Annotated in this window: 26 protein-coding genes, 1 tRNA gene and 2 other RNA genes; 23 read left to right on the top strand and 6 right to left on the bottom strand. The window is 29.3% G+C overall.

What is annotated here, in order from left to right:
- The first annotated feature begins 8 nt into the window (after positions 1 to 8).
- Positions 9 to 90 (top strand) — tRNA-Leu (locus KQI89_RS13490).
- A gap of 1 nt (position 91) precedes the next feature.
- Positions 92 to 285: non-coding RNA, 6S RNA (gene ssrS, locus KQI89_RS13485), on the top strand.
- Between the two features lie 245 nt (positions 286 to 530).
- Here ssrS (KQI89_RS13485) and KQI89_RS13480 read toward each other — a convergent pair.
- On the bottom strand, positions 531 to 2,771 hold the full coding sequence (locus KQI89_RS13480; protein WP_216457497.1) for a sensor domain-containing diguanylate cyclase: 2,241 nt from the start codon (positions 2,769 to 2,771) through the stop codon (positions 531 to 533).
- Between the two features lie 364 nt (positions 2,772 to 3,135).
- Between KQI89_RS13480 and KQI89_RS13475 the strand changes: the two genes are divergently transcribed.
- Positions 3,136 to 3,987 (top strand): response regulator, encoded by an 852-nt coding sequence (locus KQI89_RS13475; protein WP_032120879.1) that lies wholly within the window; start codon positions 3,136 to 3,138, stop codon positions 3,985 to 3,987.
- A 2-nt stretch (positions 3,988 to 3,989) separates the two neighbouring features.
- Entirely contained in the window at positions 3,990 to 4,451 is a 462-nt protein-coding gene (locus KQI89_RS13470; RefSeq protein WP_032120880.1) for a chemotaxis protein CheX, read from the top strand.
- A 133-nt stretch (positions 4,452 to 4,584) separates the two neighbouring features.
- Here the strand turns inward: KQI89_RS13470 and trhA are convergent, their stop codons facing one another.
- A complete protein-coding gene (gene trhA, locus KQI89_RS13465) occupies positions 4,585 to 5,232 on the bottom strand; it encodes a PAQR family membrane homeostasis protein TrhA (RefSeq protein ID WP_216457496.1) in 648 nt (215 codons plus the stop codon).
- Positions 5,233 to 5,490: 258 nt separating this feature from the next.
- Here trhA and KQI89_RS13460 point away from each other — a divergent pair, with 258 nt between their 5' ends.
- Together KQI89_RS13460 and ssrS (KQI89_RS13455) are read left to right on the top strand one after the other, a co-directional pair.
- Positions 5,491 to 6,093, top strand: a complete 603-nt coding sequence (locus KQI89_RS13460; protein WP_343216370.1) for a DUF1836 domain-containing protein — start codon at positions 5,491 to 5,493, stop codon at positions 6,091 to 6,093.
- Positions 6,094 to 6,431: 338 nt separating this feature from the next.
- Positions 6,432 to 6,629: non-coding RNA, 6S RNA (gene ssrS, locus KQI89_RS13455), on the top strand.
- A gap of 33 nt (positions 6,630 to 6,662) precedes the next feature.
- Here ssrS (KQI89_RS13455) and KQI89_RS13450 read toward each other — a convergent pair.
- Positions 6,663 to 7,271 (bottom strand): DsbA family oxidoreductase, encoded by a 609-nt coding sequence (locus tag KQI89_RS13450; RefSeq protein WP_216457495.1) that lies wholly within the window; start codon positions 7,269 to 7,271, stop codon positions 6,663 to 6,665.
- Between the two features lie 106 nt (positions 7,272 to 7,377).
- Here KQI89_RS13450 and msrB point away from each other — a divergent pair, with 106 nt between their 5' ends.
- From msrB to KQI89_RS13405, 9 genes are all read left to right on the top strand, one after another.
- Positions 7,378 to 7,833 carry a peptide-methionine (R)-S-oxide reductase MsrB gene (gene msrB, locus KQI89_RS13445; RefSeq protein ID WP_425514090.1) on the top strand — a complete coding sequence of 152 codons (456 nt, stop codon included), beginning with the start codon at positions 7,378 to 7,380 and terminating at the stop codon, positions 7,831 to 7,833.
- Positions 7,834 to 7,966: 133 nt separating this feature from the next.
- A complete protein-coding gene (locus KQI89_RS13440) occupies positions 7,967 to 8,626 on the top strand; it encodes a DUF2238 domain-containing protein (protein WP_216457493.1) in 660 nt (219 codons plus the stop codon).
- A gap of 357 nt (positions 8,627 to 8,983) precedes the next feature.
- On the top strand, positions 8,984 to 9,931 hold the full coding sequence (trxB, locus tag KQI89_RS13435; RefSeq protein ID WP_216457492.1) for a thioredoxin-disulfide reductase: 948 nt from the start codon (positions 8,984 to 8,986) through the stop codon (positions 9,929 to 9,931).
- Positions 9,924 to 10,163, top strand: a complete 240-nt coding sequence (locus KQI89_RS13430) for a glutaredoxin family protein (RefSeq protein WP_032120885.1) — start codon at positions 9,924 to 9,926, stop codon at positions 10,161 to 10,163. Before trxB ends, KQI89_RS13430 begins: the two co-directional genes overlap by 8 nt.
- Positions 10,164 to 10,213: 50 nt before the next feature.
- Positions 10,214 to 10,750: a peroxiredoxin gene (locus tag KQI89_RS13425; protein ID WP_246583123.1), complete on the top strand. Its 537-nt coding sequence runs from the start codon at positions 10,214 to 10,216 to the stop codon at positions 10,748 to 10,750.
- Positions 10,751 to 10,974: 224 nt separating this feature from the next.
- Complete coding sequence (locus tag KQI89_RS13420; protein ID WP_216457491.1) at positions 10,975 to 11,811, top strand: sulfurtransferase; 837 nt, start codon at positions 10,975 to 10,977, stop codon at positions 11,809 to 11,811.
- Positions 11,812 to 11,851: 40 nt separating this feature from the next.
- Positions 11,852 to 12,031, top strand: coding sequence for an HTH domain-containing protein (locus KQI89_RS13415; protein WP_032120888.1), 180 nt, complete (start codon positions 11,852 to 11,854; stop codon positions 12,029 to 12,031).
- Positions 12,032 to 12,064: 33 nt separating this feature from the next.
- Positions 12,065 to 12,967, top strand: coding sequence for an FUSC family protein (locus KQI89_RS13410; protein WP_216457490.1), 903 nt, complete (start codon positions 12,065 to 12,067; stop codon positions 12,965 to 12,967).
- A 122-nt stretch (positions 12,968 to 13,089) separates the two neighbouring features.
- The gene (locus KQI89_RS13405; RefSeq protein ID WP_216457489.1) at positions 13,090 to 13,752 is read left to right on the top strand and encodes a TVP38/TMEM64 family protein; all 663 of its coding nucleotides are present in this window, start codon (positions 13,090 to 13,092) and stop codon (positions 13,750 to 13,752) included.
- Between the two features lie 32 nt (positions 13,753 to 13,784).
- On the opposite strand, the gene KQI89_RS13400 is transcribed toward KQI89_RS13405, so the two are convergent.
- The 3 genes from KQI89_RS13400 to KQI89_RS13390 are packed head-to-tail and all read right to left on the bottom strand — an operon-like array spanning position 13,785 to position 16,620.
- On the bottom strand, positions 13,785 to 14,552 hold the full coding sequence (locus KQI89_RS13400; protein WP_216457488.1) for an ABC transporter permease: 768 nt from the start codon (positions 14,550 to 14,552) through the stop codon (positions 13,785 to 13,787).
- On the bottom strand, positions 14,549 to 15,205 hold the full coding sequence (locus KQI89_RS13395; protein WP_216457487.1) for an ABC transporter ATP-binding protein: 657 nt from the start codon (positions 15,203 to 15,205) through the stop codon (positions 14,549 to 14,551). Before KQI89_RS13395 ends, KQI89_RS13400 begins: the two co-directional genes overlap by 4 nt.
- A gap of 20 nt (positions 15,206 to 15,225) precedes the next feature.
- A complete protein-coding gene (locus KQI89_RS13390) occupies positions 15,226 to 16,620 on the bottom strand; it encodes a leucyl aminopeptidase family protein (protein WP_216457486.1) in 1,395 nt (464 codons plus the stop codon).
- A 253-nt stretch (positions 16,621 to 16,873) separates the two neighbouring features.
- Between KQI89_RS13390 and KQI89_RS13385 the strand changes: the two genes are divergently transcribed.
- The 8 genes from KQI89_RS13385 to mreD all read left to right on the top strand — a co-directional run bounded on the left by KQI89_RS13385 (position 16,874) and on the right by mreD (position 22,398).
- Positions 16,874 to 17,386: a GNAT family N-acetyltransferase gene (locus KQI89_RS13385; RefSeq protein WP_216457485.1), complete on the top strand. Its 513-nt coding sequence runs from the start codon at positions 16,874 to 16,876 to the stop codon at positions 17,384 to 17,386.
- A gap of 105 nt (positions 17,387 to 17,491) precedes the next feature.
- A complete protein-coding gene (locus tag KQI89_RS13380; protein ID WP_216457484.1) occupies positions 17,492 to 18,205 on the top strand; it encodes an SPOR domain-containing protein in 714 nt (237 codons plus the stop codon).
- 204 nt (positions 18,206 to 18,409) lie between these two features.
- On the top strand, positions 18,410 to 18,661 hold the full coding sequence (locus tag KQI89_RS13375; RefSeq protein ID WP_216457640.1) for a DUF4321 domain-containing protein: 252 nt from the start codon (positions 18,410 to 18,412) through the stop codon (positions 18,659 to 18,661).
- 16 nt (positions 18,662 to 18,677) lie between these two features.
- Positions 18,678 to 19,250: a Maf-like protein gene (locus KQI89_RS13370; RefSeq protein WP_216457483.1), complete on the top strand. Its 573-nt coding sequence runs from the start codon at positions 18,678 to 18,680 to the stop codon at positions 19,248 to 19,250.
- Between the two features lie 78 nt (positions 19,251 to 19,328).
- The gene (gene radC / locus KQI89_RS13365; protein WP_032120896.1) at positions 19,329 to 20,015 is read left to right on the top strand and encodes a RadC family protein; all 687 of its coding nucleotides are present in this window, start codon (positions 19,329 to 19,331) and stop codon (positions 20,013 to 20,015) included.
- Positions 20,016 to 20,035: 20 nt separating this feature from the next.
- Entirely contained in the window at positions 20,036 to 21,046 is a 1,011-nt protein-coding gene (locus KQI89_RS13360; RefSeq protein ID WP_032120897.1) for a rod shape-determining protein, read from the top strand.
- A gap of 6 nt (positions 21,047 to 21,052) precedes the next feature.
- Entirely contained in the window at positions 21,053 to 21,898 is an 846-nt protein-coding gene (gene mreC, locus KQI89_RS13355; RefSeq protein ID WP_216457482.1) for a rod shape-determining protein MreC, read from the top strand.
- An 11-nt stretch (positions 21,899 to 21,909) separates the two neighbouring features.
- Positions 21,910 to 22,398, top strand: coding sequence for a rod shape-determining protein MreD (gene mreD, locus KQI89_RS13350; RefSeq protein WP_032120899.1), 489 nt, complete (start codon positions 21,910 to 21,912; stop codon positions 22,396 to 22,398).
- The last annotated feature ends 15 nt before the right edge of the window (positions 22,399 to 22,413 follow it).

The following is a 22,413-nucleotide window of genomic DNA, read 5'->3' as shown; positions in this document are numbered from 1 at the left end:
GCTTTTATGCGAGAGTGGCGGAATGGCAGACGCGCACGTTTGAGGGGCGTGTGGGAGACCGTGTGGGTTCAAGTCCCATCTTTCGCACCATAATTTTCTGGAATATTCGATAAGCTCTATGTTTTGAACCTACATTATAACTACGGGAGTTCAAAATCTAGAAGTGGATATGTACTTTCCTGTGAGACCCTTAGATGGCATGGAGAGCGATAGAAGCTACTGTGAGGACACCCACCTATGGAGACATAGGTGTCAAAAGTAGAGCAACGGTATTTTGGATTATATTTTTACAATTAAAGACACCAAGTAAAAGGTGTTTTTTTAAAGGACAGAATCACTAAAACTATTACATAACTTATGCTAATTAAAATGCATAAGTCTGTGGTAGTTTTTTTATATGTTCATCTCGAATATTTTATAGAGATGAACAAGCATGCAGACAGCAGAAATCTTAAGGAAGCTTTTAGAAAGATTATACTTTATAAAAGCTTCCTTATTTATTTTTCATTTCAATTAATATTTATTAGAATTTATTTAGATAAGAACTCTATCCTATCTCTACCTTGCTTTTTGGCGTAATATAGAGCCATATCTGAATCATTTATAAGATTTTCTTTAGTTAAATTTGAGCTTGGTATCATGGAAGATACCCCAATAGTTATAGTAATACGATTTATTAATGGAGAAAATTCATGAGGAATGTTTAGTTTTGCTACTGCTTCTTTCATTTCTTTAGCCACAGTTAAAGCTCCTTTTGAATTTGTATTAGGTAAAACAGCCACGAATTCATCTCCTCCGTAGCGAGCGAAAAAATCTGTTGATCTTTTTACAACATTATTTAGAGCTTCAGCTATGGTTTTTATAACCTCATCACCAGCTAAATGACCATAGTGGTCGTTATATTCTTTGAAATAATCAATATCTATAAGAAGGAGAGAGATTGGATCAGAATAAACCTCTGATTTGTTCCATTCTATATTAAAACATTCATCAAATCTTCTTCTATTAGGAACTCCTGTTAGACCATCTATTTCTGATAGTATGACAAGTTCCTTATTTAATTTTTCTAATTCACGTTGAGCTTTTTCTCTTATTTTTATTTCTTCTTGAAGTTTTTCTGACTCATTAGCATTATTTATTGCAATGGCAATATAAGAGGCAAGGGCTTTTACCATATCAAAATTATATTTATTATAGGCATTTTTGTTAATGCTTTGTACTGTCATAACTCCTAGAACTTTATCCTCCACAATAAGAGGGCAATAAATTAAAGATTCCATTTTCTTACCTATAGTATTTTTTCTTTCTTTTAAATATAGAGAATATTGATTCTCTACATCGTTTATCATAATCTCTTTACGATTTAATAAGCACCATGTAGCCCAGCTACTTTTACTGGTAAGAGGTATAGAAAACTCAGGGATTTCTGTGGAGTCTTCTATATATAATTTAAAGTGTACTTCATTTGTTTTATCATCATATAGTCCTATACCAAAAGATGTTGCATCTATTAGAGTATTTATGCTTTCGTAAACTCGTATTAATATTTTCTCTAAATTTAATGTAGAGGTTATACTTTGACCTATATCGCTTATAATTTGGATGTTCTTATAAGATTCACTTAATTCCTTTGTTTTATTTTCAAGTTCTTCAGTTTTTTGTTTTAAAGTGATATTAGTTAAATGGTATATTTCTTTTTCTTGAAGGGATTGTTCAATTGTAAGTTGTAAGGTTATACTCCTTAGTTTTTGTTCTAAGTTGTTGTTATTAGATTGAACCTCTGTATTGTGGTATTTTTTATAATAATACAAGGTTTTCTCGCAATTTTTCATTTTTTCATAGGTTGTAGCTAGATGAGAATAAACTTTAGCCATAACAGATTTGGTGTTTATTTCCTCGGCAAGCTCAAGTGCTCTATTTAAAGATTTAAGCGCTTTTTCCGAAAGATTTTCTGATAAAAATAAATTGTGTACATCAATTAATATGTCAATTTCATGGAACTTGTCTCCTAATTCCTCAGAAATTTTTAGACTTTCATCTAGGAAATCCTTAGCCTTTTCTTTTTCACCAAGCTTAAAATATACTTTACCTAACTGGTGAAGTGTATAGCTTTCTACTATTTTATCTTTTGAATTTTTACATATGCTAAGACTTATTTCGTTATTTTCCATGGCTAGATCATATTCTTCTAGAGAGTAATATATTGATGCCATATTTAAAATAGGAATAGATATAAGATATTCACCTTCTAAGCTATTGTAAATATTTTTACTTTTAGTGTAATATTCTAGAGCTGTATCATAATCATTTAATTCTCTATATATTTCCCCTATATTGTTTAATATAGCTGCTTCTATGAAGGGATTAGGAGAGTTTTTTAGAATCTTAAGACCTTTCATATAGTAATTTAAGGCTCTATCGTATATTTGAAGGTTTATATTTACATTTCCTAAGGTCCTCAATATATCTACTTCATAATTTGCAATATTAAAGTCCTTACTTATATCTAAAGATTCCATAAGTAAGGTTACTGATTGATCTAAATTACCTAAAAGCCATTGGCTACGGCCCATCCTAAATATACTTCTACATATACCATCTTTATAATCTTCCTTAAATGCTATTTCATAAGCCTTTTTAGAAAGTTCTAGTGAATGAAGTGGTTTAATTCTTTCAACCTCCTCAGAGATATCATTTAAGGAGTCCACTAAATCTATTAAATTAGAATATGCAGAGAGAATTTCATTATATTCATCTAATATACTATTCAATTTTATCCCCCCGATATAAAAGTAACATTGAATATAAACTCTTATACTAAATAATATGATTGATAGAAATTATAGTCTACTATAATATACAAATTTTCTTAGTGATATTATAGCATATTTCTGAAAATTCAAACCAAGTATATGAAAAATTTAACAAATAATATATTCCTGTTAAAATTTATAAATCAGTAATGGAAGTTATATTTATTAAAAGATTTATCTAAATTTGCTAAAGATTACATTGAAATTATAATATTTCATTTATTTTTTGAGGTATATGATGTAGAATGGATATATTACTAAATGTATAAAATGACATAAGTTTTAATAATAAAGATCATTACTAATGAAAAGGGTGGTTAATATGGAAAAAGTAAAAGTAGTAATAGTGGATGATTCTCCATTTTCCATAAGTATCATAAGGGATATACTGGAGGAAAATGGATATGATGTAGTTGGAGAAGCTGGAAGCTTAGAAGAAGTTAAAGAAATAGTTAAAGAAACTAGACCGAATTTAGTCACCATGGATATGACTCTTCCAGGTACAGATGGAATTGAATGTACTAATGCTATTCATGAAATAGATGGCTCTATAAAAGTCATAGTAGTTAGTTCAATGATGGATGAAGAAATAGTAAAAAAAGCTAAGGATAATAAAGTTTCAGGATACATACAAAAACCTATAGATCCAGAAGAGCTTTTAAAAGAAATTGAAAGAGTAGTTTTTTCAGAGAAGTTGTATGAAGAGTTACAAAGCATATATTTTGTTTACTTTAAAGAAGCCTTCGCAGATGGATTAAACAAGTTCACTAAGACTATAGCTCATTTTGGAGAGGATTATAAAGCAAAGGCAATTGAATCTTCTAGGGGAATATCTGTAGTTGTTGGTATAATAGGAAATTATTCAGGTCGTATGATACTGGATTTATCTCAAGAAACAGCGCATAATATGGCCAAAGTCATGTTAAGAAGAGAGCCTAAAAGTTTAGAGGAAACCTTAAATATTATAGGAGAAGTTGCCAATATAATATCTGGAAATGCGTGTTCTATGATAAATAGAAAAAATAAAGTATTTGGATTAAGGGTAGCACCACCTACTATATTTTATGGAAAATGCTTAAATATATCTCAAGCAATGATAGAAGGATTAGCAGTAGAGATAGATACAGATTTTGGACAAGTATATATTAATATTGGCTTTAAAAGGGGTGAGTAGTTATGGATGTAAAACATATAAACCCTTTCATAGAAGCTTTTTTTAGCATAATGCCTCAAATAGGTTTTAGCGATATAAAAAAGAATTCTCTAGAGGTTAGACAAGAAATAAAAGCTACAGGAGTTACTATAAGTTTAGGTATTATAGGAGATGTTAAAGGGAATGTAATATATACATTAGATACAGAAAGTGCAAAAAAGATTGCCTCCACAATGATGATGGGATTTCCAGTAACGGAATTAGATGATATGGCTCAAAGTGCAATATCAGAACTTTCTAATATGCTCACAGCTAATGCAAGTACTAATTTTTCCAACATGGGCATACAAATTAATATCTCTACTCCAACCCTTATATATGGAGAAGAGTTTAGAATTAAAACCAATACAGATAAGATATTAGCTGTAACTTTAAGTGCAGACAATATACCTGTAGATATAAATATAGCTCTTGAAAATATGTAATAAAAATGAGGCACTCATAATTTTTGAGAGGCCTCATTTTTATTGGTTATTTATAATTTATCTAAAGTTCAGATAGAGAAGAGTATTCTACATAAGTAAGTTCAAACTAAGACTAATCATTAGCTTTAAAGGTTTATAGTACATATTTATATACTAATAAAAAATGACTAAAGCTGCCTAATAAAACGAAGATATGAAATAATTCATGAAACCCAAACTTTTTAGATATGTTGGGCACTTTTATGGCATAAATCACCCCGCCTATTGTGTAAAATATTCCACCTAAGAATAACCATAGAAATCCCTTAGAGGATAATACTTTTGATAAAGGACTAAGGGCACATACTAAAAGCCAACCCATGAATATATAAAATGAGGTGTAGAGCCATCTAGGACTATTAAACCAAAATATCTTAAGTATAACCCCGAGAATAGCTAGAGACCAAATAGATATAAATATTCCCCATCTCCAATATCCTTCAAGGAGTATAAGACATATAGGGGTGTAAGTTCCAGCTATAAGTACAAATATCATAGAATGATCTAGTTTCCTTAAAAATTTTATAACACCATCTGAAGATATAACTAGATGGTATACTGAACTTGCTGTATATAAAAATACAAGACTTAGTCCAAATATTATAGATGAAACTAAAACCATATTATTTGAATAGTCCATTCTAATGGATTTTATTATCATTGCTATTAATCCTACTAAGGATACTATAGCTCCGAAAAGATGAGTAAAGCCACTTACTGGTTCTCTAAACTTTTTATTCATTTATTATCACTCCTTACAACCTATGCAACTATACGTAGTTATTAAAACTATGTACTGTTATAATTACATTATATGATTTTTTATATTAATATGTAAAGGGGGTAAAGGGGGATTATTATTTATTAATAAGGAAAAAATTCAGGTTTATCTTGATTTTTCTATGAAATACTACTAATATGTATAATATGAAATATATATATAATCATATGTAGTTTTAAACACTAGATTAGTAAATTTTATTTTGATGGGAGCATAATTGTGGATATAAATAAAGACATGTTAGAAAAGTTACTTGAGAGTATGAATTTTGAAAAGGAGATAAGATTTGAAGATATACCTTCTATAGATCTTTATATGGATCAAGTTATTACTCTTTTTGAAAACAATCTTAGTGCATACAAAAGAAGTGAGAAAGATAAGATATTAACTAAAACTATGATAAACAACTATGCTAAGGATAAGCTTTTGATGAGCATAAAAAATAAAAAGTACACAAGAGAGCATATAACTTTAATGATACTTATATATAATTTAAAACAAAGCTTAGCTATAGGAGATATCAAAAAAATATTAACTCCTTTAGTAGGAAAATTAGAAAATAAAAAAGAAGATGTGCCTATTAAAGAATTTTACAATTTATTTTTAGAAGTAAAAAAAGAAGAAAATTTTTCTATAAAAGAAGATTTGGATAAGAAATTGGAAATGATTAATTCTAGTATAGGAAATATCAGTTTAGGTGAGTTAGATAAGGATTATGTTACATCTTTATTTATGGTAATATCTTTGATAAATGCATCAAATATGTATAAAACCTTAGCAGAAAAGATTATAGATTATAACCTTAAGGGTAATGAAGATTAATCTAAAAGCTTTTATAAAGCTACCTTGAACAATATCTTCAGCATCTTCTTTTTTACAGCCATTTTTTAAAAGATAAAGCTATATAAAATTTGCATGCTTTTTATACAGCTTTAAAATTAAATTTTCACTGATTTTTGCCTCCTTTCTAGCTTTTTATAAGGTCCTTATACTAATATAACAATTAAGAAAGAGAAAAGCATACAAAAGGTAAAGAGATTAATAAATAGAAATATTTAAAATATAAAAATAGAAAATTCAGATTAAAGAAATAAATAGGGTTTTATCCAACAAATTTTGTGTTGACTGTAAGGCTTAGAAGTGATATATTTAAATCAAGATAAATTCTGAAATATTTGTGAAGCTCTTATTTTGAACCTACAGCATTGAGCCGGGAGTTCAAAATATAGATGTGGATTTGACTTATAAGACCTATTGTATGATATTCATCTAGGCAAGGTCTTCGAAGCAGTATTGAGGACACCCACCTATCTGAGAGATAGGTGTCAAAATTAGAGCAACGGTATTTTGGATTATAGTAAGCAAATGATTTTATAAATAAAAAGAGGTTATTAAACCTCTTTTTTTATGTTCAGTAAGAACTCTTTTATATATTCATAATCTCTTGCACCTACTATTTTATAAGTATCATTTATTATAAATGTAGGAACGCTATTTATTGCATATTTATTAGCTAAGGATTTAGTTTTATCTATAGCATCTTTAAACTTTCCACTGTCTATTTCTTTATTCATTTCATTTATATTTAATCCTATGTTAGAGGCTATTTCATTAATAATTTCTTTCTTTCCTATATTTTCATTGTTTTGAAAATAGGCTTTAAACATAGCTTTTGAATATTCATCATATTTACCTTTTAGTTTAGCATATTGGCCACCTTCTAAGGCTCTATAAGAATTTGGAAGTATATCTACCTCACCAAATCTTATATTAAACTCTTTACCTCGTTCCTTTAGCATTTTAAACATCATATCTATTTGAGTTTGAGGAAATCTACTGTTTAACTCTGCGCCAGATAAAGGTGTTTCAGGGTGAAGTTCAAAGGGGAGCCATTCTATTTCAATTTCAATACCATCTTCTTTTAGTTGTCTTATGATGCCACTGCCTATATAGCAAAATGGACATACATAGTCAGAAAAAATCTGCATTTTCACACTCATATTATTACCTCCTCTATACATCCTGATGTTGTTAAGAATGTTTTTTACTATTATAATATATAAAATAATAATATTCAAAATATTAATAAATAAAGGAGGAATATTTGTGAATAATAAATTTTTAAAATCTGATAAAGATATAGCATTAAAAAAATTATCTCCACTTCAATATAAAGTAACTCAAGAAAGTGCTACAGAAAGGCCTTTTCAAAATGAATTTTGGGATTATAAAGAAGAAGGAATTTATGTGGATATAGTTTCTTCAGAACCACTTTTTACCTCCCTTGATAAATTTGATTCCGGTTGTGGATGGCCTAGTTTTACAAAGCCTTTAGATAGGCAAAACGTAAAAGAGAAAGCTGATTTTAGTCATAATATGCATAGAATTGAAGTTAGAAGTAAGGAAGGCGACTCTCATTTAGGTCATGTTTTTACAGATGGGCCTTTAGATAAGGGGGGACTGAGGTACTGTATAAATAGTGCATCGTTAAGATTTATACCTAAGGATGAAATGGAAGAGGAAGGTTATGGTGAGTATTTAAGATTATTTAATAATAAATAAATTAACTAAGCATAATACATAAGATTTGTTTATGCAAATGGGTTTCGTAAAGTGACATAGGAGTATTAGATCGTATATAGCCGTCATAAATATAATATAAAGTAAAAGTCTAAATATATGGGGAGAGGTTGAATTGAATAAAAATCAAATAAAAAAGCATAAGTTACCCTATAATTATGAAAAGATATTTGAGAGTATATTTTTTATATTGATTTCAATATCTATAGTGATAAATATAGTTTATAAAAATACAGAGGGTACATTTTCTTCAATATTAACTCTTGTAACTATTATTATTCCTAGGTATATCTTAAAAAAGAGCAGTATAAAAGTTTCATCCTATTTATACTTATTTGTATTACTATTTATATTTTTATCTATGTTTCTTGGTAAAATTTTAGGATTTTATTATACTTTCCCTAGATGGGATAAAATGCTGCATATATTATCAGGATTTATATTGGTACTTATAGGTTTTGTTATGTTTTTTATATTAAGCAAAAAAGATATGAGAGGAAAGATCCCCTCAATAGTAATAGTTTTATTTGCTTTATTTTTTTCAGTGGCCATGGCTGGAGTGTGGGAGATATTTGAATTTACTACAGATTCTATTTTCGGTTTTACCTCTCAAAATGAAAGCTTACTTGATACTATGGGTGATATAATATCAGGAACTGTAGGTGCTATTATAGCTTCAATCCTTGGCTATTTACATTTAAAAGGAAGAAGTAACAGGTTATTTACTCAGATTATTGATTATACAATAAATGAAAATAACCATATAATAAAATAAAAATATATTAATAGTTATAAAATATAATTTTTACAATAGGTATATTAAAATCTTAAATAGGAAAAGTCATAAAGCTTTAGAATTTATATTTAATCATTATTGAAGAATCTATTAAGGAAATTTAGTTTATTTTCCATTATAGAACTAAAATTATATTAATATAATTTTAGCTATAGGCTCTATGGTGCTGTAACAACACTTGCACTGTGGAGTCTATTATTTTTACAAATTTATATATTAATTTCCAGAATAATAATTTCTAACTGTTGACAAAATATAAAATGTGTACTATCATATATTTAAACAGACAATAATAATTATTATTTAGTATAAATTATTAGTAAAGTGGTGTTGAGAATGAATAAAGAAGAAAAAAATATTGATTTGGTTATAATAGGTTCAGGTCCTGCAGGACTCACTGCAGCAATATATGCAGCTAGGATGAAGCTTGACTTTATAGTATTAGAGGATGAACTTATAGGAGGACAGATAAGAAGTACTTATTCTGTAGAGAATTATCCTGGCTTTAAGACTATAGGAGGTCAAGAACTTGCAGATAGGTTTTACGATCAGGCAGTTAATGCAGGAGCTAATATAGACGAATTTGATAATATATTAAAGGTTAGTCTTAAGGATGATGAAAAGATTATAGAAACGGATAATTTCATCTACAAACCCAAAACAGTAATAATAGCAACAGGATCCAAGTACAGACCGTTACCTATACCTGAAGAAGAAAAATATCATGGAAATGGAATTCATCACTGCGAATTGTGTGATGGTGAATTGTATGAAAACAAAGATATCATAGTTGTAGGAGGAGGAAACTCAGCTATTGAAGGAGCTATATTCTTGTCTAGATATGCTAAGAGTATCACCATAGTTCATCAATTTGATCATCTTCAAGCAGAGAAAAGCTTACAACAGGATGCTTTGAATAATCCTAAGATAAACATATTATGGGATACAGAAATAAGGCATGCTTATGGAGAAAATGAGTTAGAAGAAGTTTCAGTAGAAAACCTTAAGACTAAACAAATTGACAATATTAAAGTTGATGGCATATTTGTCTACATTGGAATGGTGCCGAAAACAGACTTATTCAAAGATTATATTGATATTAATCCTTTTGGATATATAAAAGCAGGTGAAAGCACAGAAACTAATGTAGAGGGTGTCTTTGTTGCAGGTGACGTAAGAGAAAAAGTCTTTAGACAGCTTACTACTGCTACAGCAGATGGAACTGTAGCTGCACTTATGGCTGAAAAATATATAGTAGAGAAAAGGAGAAGAAACAATGGTTAAGATTTACACAACCCCTAATTGCCCTTATTGCAAAAAGGCAAGGGCTTATTTTGACACGAAGAATATTGAATATAAAGATATTAATGTATTAGAAGATAAAGAAAGTAGAAAAGTAATGATAGAAACATCAGGTCAGCAATCTGTACCCGTAATTGACATTGATGGAGAGATAATACTAGGATTCAATAAATATGCTGTAGATGCTGCATTAAATAAGGAATCAAATCAGTAATTATAGTAACGTAAATAAAAAATTAACATATATTAAAGGAGGATTTTATAATGGAAAGATTAGTAGGAAAAGAAGCACCTTGCTTCAAGATGAATGGTGCAAAAGGTGATGGAAGTGACTTTGTAGAAATTAAATTAGAGGATTACAAAGGAAAATGGTTAGTGATGTTCTTCTACCCACTAGATTTTACTTTTGTATGCCCAACAGAAATCACAGCTTTTAGTGATAGATATGAAGATTTCAAGAAACTTGGAGCAGATGTATTAGCAGTAAGTTGTGATAGTGAGTTCTCTCACCAAGCTTGGATAAAACAAGATAAAAATGCTGGTGGACTTGGACAAATCAACTTCCCAATAGCGGCAGATAAGAAATATGAAGTAGCTAAATCCTTTGGAGTATTTATGGAAGATGAAGCTATATCCCTAAGAGGACTGTTCATAATAGATCCAGAAGGACAAGTGAAATATCAAGTTGTTCATGATCTAAATGTAGGTAGAAATGTAGATGAAACACTTAGAGTTTTAAAAGCACTTCAAACAGGTGGAATGTGCCCAGCAAACTGGGAAGAGGGAGAAGACCTACTATAAAAAGATCAATAAGCTTATAGTATATACTAGGAGTATTATAATTAAAACATATAGAGTAAACTAGATTTTGTACAAAATCTATACTTTAAATACTATAAATTATACTAAAGTTAAGGGGATATAAAAACTGACAGCATAGTCATTTTTGTATCCCCTTTTTTATATATAGCCCTTATGATATAATATTGTAAAGGTTTAGGTATAGTAAGATAGGAGGGTAAGGTATGAAGAACTTAATGAGTTTAGATGATTTTTTAAAGATAAAAGATAATGATGACTTTATTCTTTTAGATTGTAGATTTGATTTAAGTGATAAAGATTATGGTAAGAATGCCTTTAAGGAAGGACATATAAGGGGAGCTATTTATGTAGATTTAGAAACTGAACTTACAGGTCAGGTTAAGGAGCATGGAGGAAGGCATCCTCTTCCAGATTTAAATGAATTTACAGTGAATATGAACAAAAAGTCTGTGGATGATAATATTCATGTTATAATATATGATGATGGTGACTTAGCTGCAGCTTCTAGATTGTGGTGGCTTTTTAGGTATATAGGAAAAAGTAATGTATACATATTAGAAGAGGGCATAAAGGCATGGAAAGATAGAAATCTACCATTAGAGCAAGGTGGGGATGTTATAATAAAAGAATCAAAGGGTACCTTGTCATTAAATATAAGAGATGATATATATTGCGATGTTCAGTATGTAAAAGATAATTTAGATAAAGCTTTTATAATTGATGCTAGAGAAAAGGATAGGTATTTAGGAAAAATTGAACCAGTAGATAAAAAGGCTGGACATATTCCAGGTGCTAAAAATTACTTTTGGAAAGACAATTTTAATGAGTTTAAAGTTAAACCTAAAGAAGAATTAAAAGAGATATTTAAAGGCTTAGAAGAGAAAGAAGATATTATAGTTCACTGTGGTTCTGGCATTACAGGAGCAGCTAATGTGATGATTTTAGATGAGATTGGTATTAAAGCTAAGCTCTATGGTGGAAGCTGGAGTGATTGGATAAGTTATGATGAAAATCCTATTGTAGTAGGAGAAGAAAGGTAATATAACAAAATTATTTATTAATACATAGGAGGGTTTTATTATGGATATTAAAGATCAAGTTTTAGAGGTATTAAAAAATTCTGGGGAGCCTTTAAAGGCTGGAGAAATAGCAGAAAAATCTGGATTAGATAAAAAGGATGTAGACAAAGCAATAAAAGATCTTAAGAAGGAAGAGAAGATAAATTCACCTAAAAGATGCTTTTATGCTGTGGCAGAGTAATTTCATTTAATATTGATACGGCGGTGGTAATCTATGAAAATAGGCATGAGAACCATAAAGACTGCTTTGGCAGTTTCAATATGCATTCTTCTTTCTAGAATATTCACAATAAACAATGCACTTTATGCTTGTATTGCTGCTATTATAACCATGGGTAACACCGTGACTAATTCATATAAATCAGGAATAAATAGAATAAAAGGAACTTTGGTTGGAGCTATTGTAGGACTTATAATGTCCCTTGTAGCTCCTGAAAATATTATTCTTGTTGGCATAGGCATAGTTATAATAATATCTATATGTAATTATTTCAGGTTGGATAAGTCCGTTGCTATATCTTGTACGGTATTTTGTGTTATTACCATAAGCTTAAATGGAAGAAGTCCCCTACAGTATAGTATATATAGAACGTTAGATACTATTTTAGGTATAGTGGTATCTCTTATTATAAACTACACTATTGCTCCGCCAAAGATACATGAAAATGTAGTGAAGGCTTATAAAGATCTTAAAAATGATTTATTTGATTTATGCAAAAAAGGAATATTAAACCCTAAGGATTTTAAATTAGATGAATTTAAGCATTACATTGATAATCTAGAGAGTTGTATTAAGTTGCATGATGAAGAGTTTTTAACAGTAAAAGATAGTTTAGAATTAATTGATGATTATAAAGAGTTTATGAAAGACGCAAAAAAGTTATATATTTATTTTGAGATGATGAACACAATGCAAGAGGAACTATTGATATTAAATGATGAAAATAGAGGATTTTATGAAGAGATATTTGAATCTATTTATGAAATAGAAGTAAAGGATATAAAATTTCCACAAACATCCTATGTAATAGAGGATGAAAATATTGTATATAACTATAATGTTAGTAAGATATGCGGTATATTAAAAAATATAAAGAATAATCCTATAATGGTATAATTAAAAATAAATTAAGCTAGTCTTATTTTTTTCTTAATTTACAGTAAACATACTACAAATATTAGTTAAATATGCTAAAATGATGATGGAAGTTAAAAATAATAGAGGGGTAGAGGGACAGCATGAGTAAAAGAGATAAAATTAGGCTAGTGCTTGGGTTATTCATAATAGTTTTTTTAGTTTTACTTTTCATAAATAGACACAAATTAAAGGAATTTACATCTTTAGATAGTTTTATTAATTTTGTTAAGGGTTATGGAAATTATGCATTATTATGTTTTATATTAATATTTTCTTTAAAGCCACTAATGGTAGTGGTACCTTCAGCTATGCTTTCTATAGCATCTGGAGTAGTCTTTGGACCTATAAAAGGATTTGTTATAAATATGGTAGGATTTTTCTTATCTGGAACCTTGGCTTTTATTATTTCACGTTTTTTAGGAAGGGATTTTGTAGATAAGATTTTAAAAGGGAAAACTTTAAAACTTAACAATAATATGGAGAAAAACGGTTTTAAAATTTTATTTCTTTTAAGACTTCCTCCGGTTTTACCTTATGATCCATTAAGTTATACTTGTGGCCTTACTAAAATACAATACAAGCCATTTATAATGGCCTCATTGTTAGGTGTAATACCAGAGACTCTATGCTATTCTTATATGGGAGAAAATATTTTTAATCCATTATCAGCTAAATTTATAATACCCCTTACCATAGTTATAATAGCTACGATTTTATCAACTGTGGCATTTAATAAGAGTAAAAAAATTAGTGCAGAAAAATAAATATAAAAAGACGAGAGGTTTTCTCTCGTCTTTTAATCTATATCTAGTTGGCTTCTATCATTGAAGAAAGATTTATAAGAAAGAAAACAGGCAATAAAAGCAGAAATAGATGTAGTAGATAAAAGCATAAAAGTTACCATTATCTGAAACTTTATAGCTTCAAGAGGAGAAGTTCCAGCTAATATAAGACCTGTCATCATTCCTGGCAAGGATACAATGCCTAAGGCTTTAGCAGAGTCTATAGTAGGTATCATACCTGTTTTTATAGCATCCCGTATTATATCCCTAGAAGAAGGAAGTATTTCAGCACCTAGGGACAACTTGGTTTCAATTTCATCTCTTCGATTTTTAAAGTTAAGATTTAACTGTTTATAACAAAGTCCTATGGCTACCATAGAGTTGCTTATAATCATACCTGATACAGGAATAACGGAATAAGGTTCATATTTTATTGATTTAGATATCAATAAAATTGTTATAGTTATAGCTGTACCTGAGGCTATGGCTATAAAAGAAATAACTAAAGAGTTTTTTATGTTTTTTCCTCTTTTTTTAGCATTAGTAGAGGCATTAAATATCATAAATATTAGAAGTAAAGTCGTAAAGGCGTAATTTTTAAGTCCAAATATATAATTTAATACATACCCCACTAGTGTTAATTGAACTACCGCTCTTATCATTCCTACTATTATTTCTTTTTCCAATTTAAGTTTTTGCCAATAAGAAATGAATAGAGATATTAATACCAAAGAAGAAGCTATTAAAAGGGAAGATATACTTAGAGTGTTTTGTGTATTCATTTTATCACCTCTAGGTCTTTCAAAGTTCCTTTTTCTACAGTAAGGAGTTTATTTGCATATTTTCTGCTTTGCTCTAAGTTATGAGTTACCCAAAGGATTGTCATACCTTCTAAATTTAATTTTTGAATTACAGACTCAACTATTTTAGTATTTTCTGCATCTAAAGCAGAAGTAACTTCATCTAGGAGAAGTACTTCTGGTTCAAAAATTATGCTCCTTATAAGAGCAATTCTTTGCTTTTCACCACCGGAAAGTTTATGTATAGACTTATGCAGCATTGATTCAGAAAAGCCAAATAAATTAAGAAGGTAGTTTATTCTATAAGTATCCATATCTTTTTTTCGAACATCGTAAGGAAATTTAAAATTATCTATGACAGTATTTCCAAAGAGTACTGGGGTTTGAAAGCAGTAAGTTATATTTTTTCTTAGATCATAAGGAGAAGAATTAATATAATCTTCTCCCTTAAAATAGATATCCCCTTTGCTGGGGGATATTAAGCTTGCAAATAGCTTTAAGATTGTACTCTTACCACTTCCAGAGGGGCCTACTATGGAAATATAATCTTCCTTTTCAACTTCAAGATTAAAGTTATTAATTATAGTATTGCCTTTGTCTTCATAAGTAACACCATTCATGGCTAATAAACTCATAAAAACTCCTCCTTTTAAATTTATTTATTTAAGAAGTTAAATAGAGTTCTAAAAGGTATACAACTTGCTCCTTTGTCATAAGCGCCTTTTGGTACAGCATTTAATATAAATCCAGCTATGTCTAGATGGGCAAAAGCTGTGTCCTCAGCAAAGGTTTCTAGGAATTTACTTGCTACAATAGCTCCGCAGCTTGAACCAGAGTTTTTAAGGTCTGCATTTGGTGTTTTTAATTGCTCTAAATACTCATCGTTGTTTGGAAATCTCCATAGATATTCCCCAACTTCTCTTCCAGATTTAGTTAGCATAAAGGCAAGTTCGTTGGAGTTAGTAAAAAGACCAACATTTATATCACCTAAAAAGTTTGCAGAAGAGCCTGTAAGTGTTGCAACGTCAATTATATAATTAGCACCTAATTCTCTTGCATAACTTATAGCATCAGAGAGTATAACTCTACCCTCTGCATCTGTAGATATTATTTCTACAGTTTTTCCACTGTAAGTGGTTATAACATCTCCAGGTTTATAGGATTTGCCAGATGGCATATTTTCAACTAAAGGAATTAAAATCATAATGTTCTTTTTAGGTTTAATTTTTCCTATGGCATCCATTAACCCAAGAACTATAGCAGCACCAGTCATATCTCCAGTCATTTTTTCCATTCCTTTACCTGGCTTTAGGGTAATTCCTCCAGAATCAAAGGTTACACCTTTACCAATTACTGCAAATATGTCCTTACTATCAGCATCACCTAAATATTGCATTATAATAAGATTAGGATCCTCAATACTCCCTTTAGCAACGGAGAGGATTCCACCCATTCCCATACCTTCTAATTTAAATTTATCTAGTATCTCTATATCTAAGTCTCTATTTTTTGCTATATCTTCAGCTTTATTCACAAAATATTTAGGGGTAACAACATTTGATGGCATGTTAACTAGTTCTCTTGAAAGATTAATAGAGCAACCTGTTTCGTATCCTTTGTTTATAGACTGATTAAAACTTGAAATGAAATTAATTTTAGAAAGTTTAACATCTTCTGTTTTCTGCTTTATACCTTTATATCGATATAAAGATAAAGCAACAGTTTCACCTAAGGTATATCCAACATCTTCATTAAAATTATCTAGAATATCTAACTCTTCAATTTTATCCTTTTCCTTTAATATAAAATCACCTAAGGAATTAAATAGTTTTGAATCATTATATTCCTCGGTGGAGCCTAGGCCTAGGATATAAATATATTCATAGGTACATTGACCTAAAGTGTTAATACATTCCATATCATTATAAGCGCCACTGTTTCTAGAAAATTTCAATACATCCTTTATATTTGTAGGATAATCTAATTCATAGTTTTCAAACTTAAATAATAATAGATTTGAGTATTTTTTACCTTTACTAATTTCAATCATAATCTCACACTCCCTAAATAGACTTTAATTATTATAATAACATATTTTAACATACAAATAAAATTTTTTATTTTAATTTATATCATAGCATTTTTAGATACATGAGATCAATAATAATTAAGTTGTAAAAAAAACTTATATAAATTTTAGATTTTAAAAATATACTAACTTTTTATTAAAAAACTTCTAATATATGCAAAGGAAATTTTGGATTTCTGTGGAATTATATACTATAAGAAGTGGAGGGAATTTAATGTTTAATTTAGAAATTTTTCTAGAGGATATTGTTGTAACAGATGTTAATAAGGAAGATTTAATCTATATACAAAAGTGGATAAACTCCCAAAAAGACATAGATGAGAGTTTTAACAGTAAACCCTTACAATTTAAAGAAATATTAGAGAGATTTCTAGAATACTATATAAGTGAAAATGAAATATTTTTAAAGATTACAAAAGATAATGAAATAATAGGTATATTTAAAGGAAGAGTTGAATTTAAAAAGACAAATGAACTTATAATCTGGTATTTTCTTATAGATAAAAAACATAGGGATAAGGGGTTAGGCTTCAAGATAATATCTAAATTAATGGAGTATGTCCAGAAGAATATGAATATAACGGAGTTTTCCTCTGTAGCTGCAGAAGGTAATTATCAGGGCATACGGTTTTGGAGAAAACTAGGCTTTGAACCAGTAAGAGTAGCTAAAAACTTTTTTAAGATTGAGGAAAAACAAAAGGATATGATAGTATTAAAACGGATTTAAATATAAATATTAAAACTTCGGCATTCTATGTCGGGTTTTTTTTATTCTAAAAAACCTTCTTAATAAATATGATTTAATATAGTATGTTTTATAAAGGAGGATAACATGAATTACACAAGATACAATTACAAAAAGAAAAAAGAAGGTAATCATATAATAGTAATTTTTTTGTTTGGAGTATGCATTATGTCTGTAATATTAGGTAGTGGTCTTTCTAAAATTCTTATTAAGAATAAGGATGATTCTAGTGAAAGTCCGCCGGATAAAAAAATAGTACTTAAAGAACAAGATAAAGCTAATTTAGAAGATGAGAAAATCAACTTTTATATGGTTCAAGGTGGAGTATTTAGTAAAATAGAAAATGCCGAAGAAAATAAAAAGAAGTTAAATGAATTAGGATATGATGCCTTTATTATAAAAGATGAAGAAAAACATAGGGTGATATTAGGAATATTTGATGAAGAACAATCCAATACCTTATTAAAAGAAATAAAAGAAAAAGGAACTGAGATAACTAGACTAGGATTTGAAATTAATAAAAGCAACTTAGAAGATTATGAAATAGGTGAGATAATAAGTGCAAACATTAAGGTTCTTTCAAAGCTAAGAGAAAAAGATGTGAAATCTATTCAAACAGAAGAAATAAAAAAATGGGTGTCCTCATTAAAACCAATAGAGAAAAAAGGCAAAAATAATGAACTATTAGAAGAGGTTAAAAACTTTACATTATCTCTTCCAGAGGAAATAAAAAAAGAAGAATTAAATAGTTATTATGAAAATAACTATAAATTTTTAAAATCTATGAGTAAAACAAAGTAACTATAGAATTTTTAAAATAATAGCTTGGTTTCTAAGCTATTATTTTCATGTGAAAGAAATTTTAGCTATTACATACAAAAGATTTCCAATTATATTGCGAAATCTTAAAATTTTTTTAAATAATGTAAACCTACTTGTTTAAGAATTTTATAAATGCTAAACTATATAGTATGTATAAGTGGGTGGTGAATACTATTGAAAAATATGGGGAAAAATAGGGGATTATTTATACTGGTAATATTTATTGGCGCAATTTTAGGAAACTTCATTGGGGATTTTATTGGAAATAAATTTCAGTCACTTGAAGTCTTAAAAAACGTATATAATATTGGACTAACTACGCCACTACATTTGAATTTGAAGGTTTTGGAAATTACTTTTGGTGTGAATTTTAATTTCAATATTATGTCTATATTTGGTGTAATATTGGCTATAATACTATATAGAAAGTACTAAAAACTGTTAGGAAGTGATGGACTTGAATATAATTTTAGCCTCAGCCTCAGAAAGAAGGCATGAACTTTTAAAGAGAATTACAGAGGATTTCAAAATTATAATAAGTGATTTTGATGAAGATAGCATAGCCTTTAGAGGCAACTTTGAAGAATATGTTAAGTCCTTATCGGAAGGTAAAGCAAGAGAAGTTTCTAATCTTTGTGATGAGGAATGTATAATAATTGGTTGCGATACCATTGTAGCTTTTAATGGTGAGGTTTTAGGAAAGCCAAAAGATAGACAAGAAGCTTTTGATATGCTAAAAAGTTTAAGTGGAAATATTCATGAGGTATATTCTGGTATAACCATTATAAGAAATAAGGATAAACATGTTTTATCTCAAAGTGTATGTACTAAAGTTAAATTCTCATACCTTACAGAGGAAGAAATAATAACATACATAGATACAGGTGAACCTTTCGATAAAGCAGGTGCTTATGGAATTCAAGGGTATGGAGGAGTGTTTGTAGAGAGTATAGAGGGCTGCTACTATAATGTGGTGGGACTTCCAATGAATAAACTGAAATCTCTACTTAAAGAAATTATTTAAATTTATATTTAAAACAATTCTTTAAACATATGAATTTTATCTATAGGGGATGGGTAAATCTATGCAAGGAGAGTATTAATGGAAGATAATTTAAAGATTATGGATTTACCTAAAAATGAAAGACCCCAGGAAAGACTTTTAAGATATGGGGCAGAGAGTCTTTCAAACTCAGAGCTTTTAGCTGTAGTTTTAAGAACTGGTACCTCAAAAGAAAACATACTACAATTATGCAATAGAATAATTAAGGAGTGTGGAGGATTAAGAGGTATTTTAAATAGTTCTGCTGAGGATTTGATGAATCTAAATGGAATAAAAGAGGCTAAGGCATCTCAAATTCTAGCTTTAGTTGAGTTATCCAAAAGATTTTACAGCTATGGTTCAGGAGAAGAATATAAAATAAGGACACCTAAAGATGCAGCAGATTTAGTTATAAGCCATATGAAAGATTTGAATCAAGAGATTTTAAAGGTTATATATCTAAATACAAAGAACATAGTTATAGGAGTAAATACGGTATCCATGGGGAGCTTGAACTCTTCTATAGTTCATCCAAGGGAAGTGTTTTCTCATGCAATAAAGAAGGGGAGCGCATCTATAATTGTATGTCATAATCATCCTTCAGGGGATGTTACTCCTAGTATAGAAGATATTAATATCACCAAAAGATTAAAAGAATGTGGAAAGATTCTCGGTATTGATTTGTTGGACCATATAATTGTTGGTAAAGGGAGTTATGTGAGTTTAAAAGAAAAAGGAATAGTATAGATTTGAAAGGAGAATAATCAATGGGATTATTTGGAATGACTAAGGACATGGGTATAGATTTAGGAACAGCTAATACGCTAGTATATGTAAAAGGAAAAGGTATAGTACTTAGAGAGCCTTCTGTAGTTGCTATAAATAATGTAACTAAAAGGCCTTTAGCTGTAGGAGCAGAAGCAAAGCAAATGATAGGTAGAACACCTGGAAATATAGTAGCTATAAGACCTATGAAAGATGGGGTTATAGCAGATTTTGATATAACTCAGACTATGCTAAAAAAGTTTATAGATAAAATAACAGCAAAATCAGCTTTTACAAGTCCAAGAATAATAGTTTGTTTTCCTTCAGGAGTTACAGAAGTTGAAAGAAGAGCTATTGAAGAGGCTACAAAACAAGCAGGAGCAAGGGATGTTGTACTTATGGAAGAGCCAATGGCAGCTGCTATTGGAGCAGGACTACCTGTAGATGAACCAACAGGTAGCATGATAGTAGATATTGGAGGAGGAACTACAGAAGTAGCTATTATATCTCTAGGTGGTATAGTAACAAGTAAATCTTTAAGAGTAGCTGGAGATGAATTAGATCATGCAATCATAAGCTACATAAAGAAGGAATATAACCTTATGATAGGGGAAAGAACCTCAGAGAATATTAAGATGGAATTAGGATCAGCATTTAAAATTGAAGAAGAAGAAAAAACTATGGAGATAAAAGGAAGAGACCTTATAACAGGACTTCCAAAGACTATAGAAGTATCAGAAGATCAAATAAGAGCAGCATTAAGTGAACCAATAGCTTTAATAATTGAATCTATAAAAACTACACTAGAAAAAACACCACCAGAACTTGCAGCAGATATAATGGATAAAGGTATAATGCTTACCGGTGGAGGGGCTTTATTAAAAGGATTGGATGCCTTAATAAATCATGAAACTCATATGCCAGTGCATATAGCAGAATCCCCACTTGACTGTGTAGCTTTAGGAGCAGGAAAAGCTCTAGATAATTTTGATAAGATAAGTAAACAAAGGTAATAATCCATGAGATTTTTCAAAAACAAACTGGCAGTAACTATAGTAGTACTGTCAGTTACATTTTTAGTATTGATAGGGTACAGTTTCAAGAGGGAAAGTAAAGGGGCTATTGAGAATGGTGTTGCTGTTGCATTGAATCCTGTTCAGAAGGTGTTTTATGGCATGAACGATAATGTTAAAGGGTTTTTAAACTTTGTTTTTAGTTTTTCAGATGTAAAAAAAGAGAATGAAGATTTAAAAAAGAAAAATAGTGAACTGGAATCTAAATCTATTGAATATGACTCTTTAAAAAATGAAAATGAAAGATTAAGAGCCATGCTGGACTTTAAAAGTCAAAGGGCGGATTATAATTATATTGGAGCTCACATAATAAACAAAACTGGTGGAAGCATATTAGAGAGTTTCACCATAGATAGAGGAGAAAAAGATGGTCTGCAAGTAGGTATGGTAGCTATTAGTCCTATAGGGCTAGTAGGACAAGTAACCTATGTAGCTAATAGTTGGGCATCGGTTCAACCTATTATAAATGAAAATATTGCGGTAGGCGCTTTGGTAGAAAGTACTAGGGAGACCACAGGTATTGTTAAAGGCTATAGAGATAGTAATAATAAGTTTTCAGCTAAGGTTTATTATATTGATATGAATTCTGATATTAAAGAAGGAGATATAATACTTACTGCAGGCCTAGGAGATTTTTATCCTAAGGAGATAAAAATAGGAGAGGTTATTTCTGTAGAAGAAGATAAGGGTAAGGTTTCAAAAACTGCAACCATTAGACCTTATGTAGACTTTAATAAACTTGAAGAATTATACTTGGTAGTACCAACAGATAAAAAGAATATAAAGTATTAAGTGGTGATTATATGAAAAGAGTAGTACTGATAATTATAAGTTTAGTTCTTCTTATTTTAGATAATACCCTAATGCCTTTTTTAGCCATTAGGGGCGTATATCCTAGCCTTCTTACTATATTTGCTTTAAGTTATTCCATTATAAATGGTTATTTGGAAGGTATCTTTATTGGAGTATTAAGCGGAATGCTCCAAGATATATACTTTTTTAATGGTTTTGGCTTAAATTCACTTTGTAACATGATAATCTGTTTAATAGGAGCAAAAATTGGAGAAAATATATTTAAAGAGAAGGCTTTAATTCCTTTTATATCAACTTTTGCCTTGTCTATTTTAAAGGATGTTATGATATTTGCAATTCTTTTTATTATGAAAAAGAAAATTAACTATTTTAACATACCTTTTGTTGCTATATATAATATGGTAATTAGTATTTTTATTTATAAAAGAGTATATAAGCTTAGTCAGAAATCTTATATGAAAAGTGATTGGAATTTTTAAAAATTAGGTGATTAT

It is taken from the genome of Clostridium simiarum (assembly GCF_018919175.1).
Taxonomy (GTDB): Bacteria; Bacillota; Clostridia; order Clostridiales; family Clostridiaceae; genus Clostridium_L; species Clostridium_L simiarum.
The sequence above is the reverse complement of the archived record's forward strand: the minus strand, read 5'-3'. Positions and strand labels throughout refer to the sequence as shown.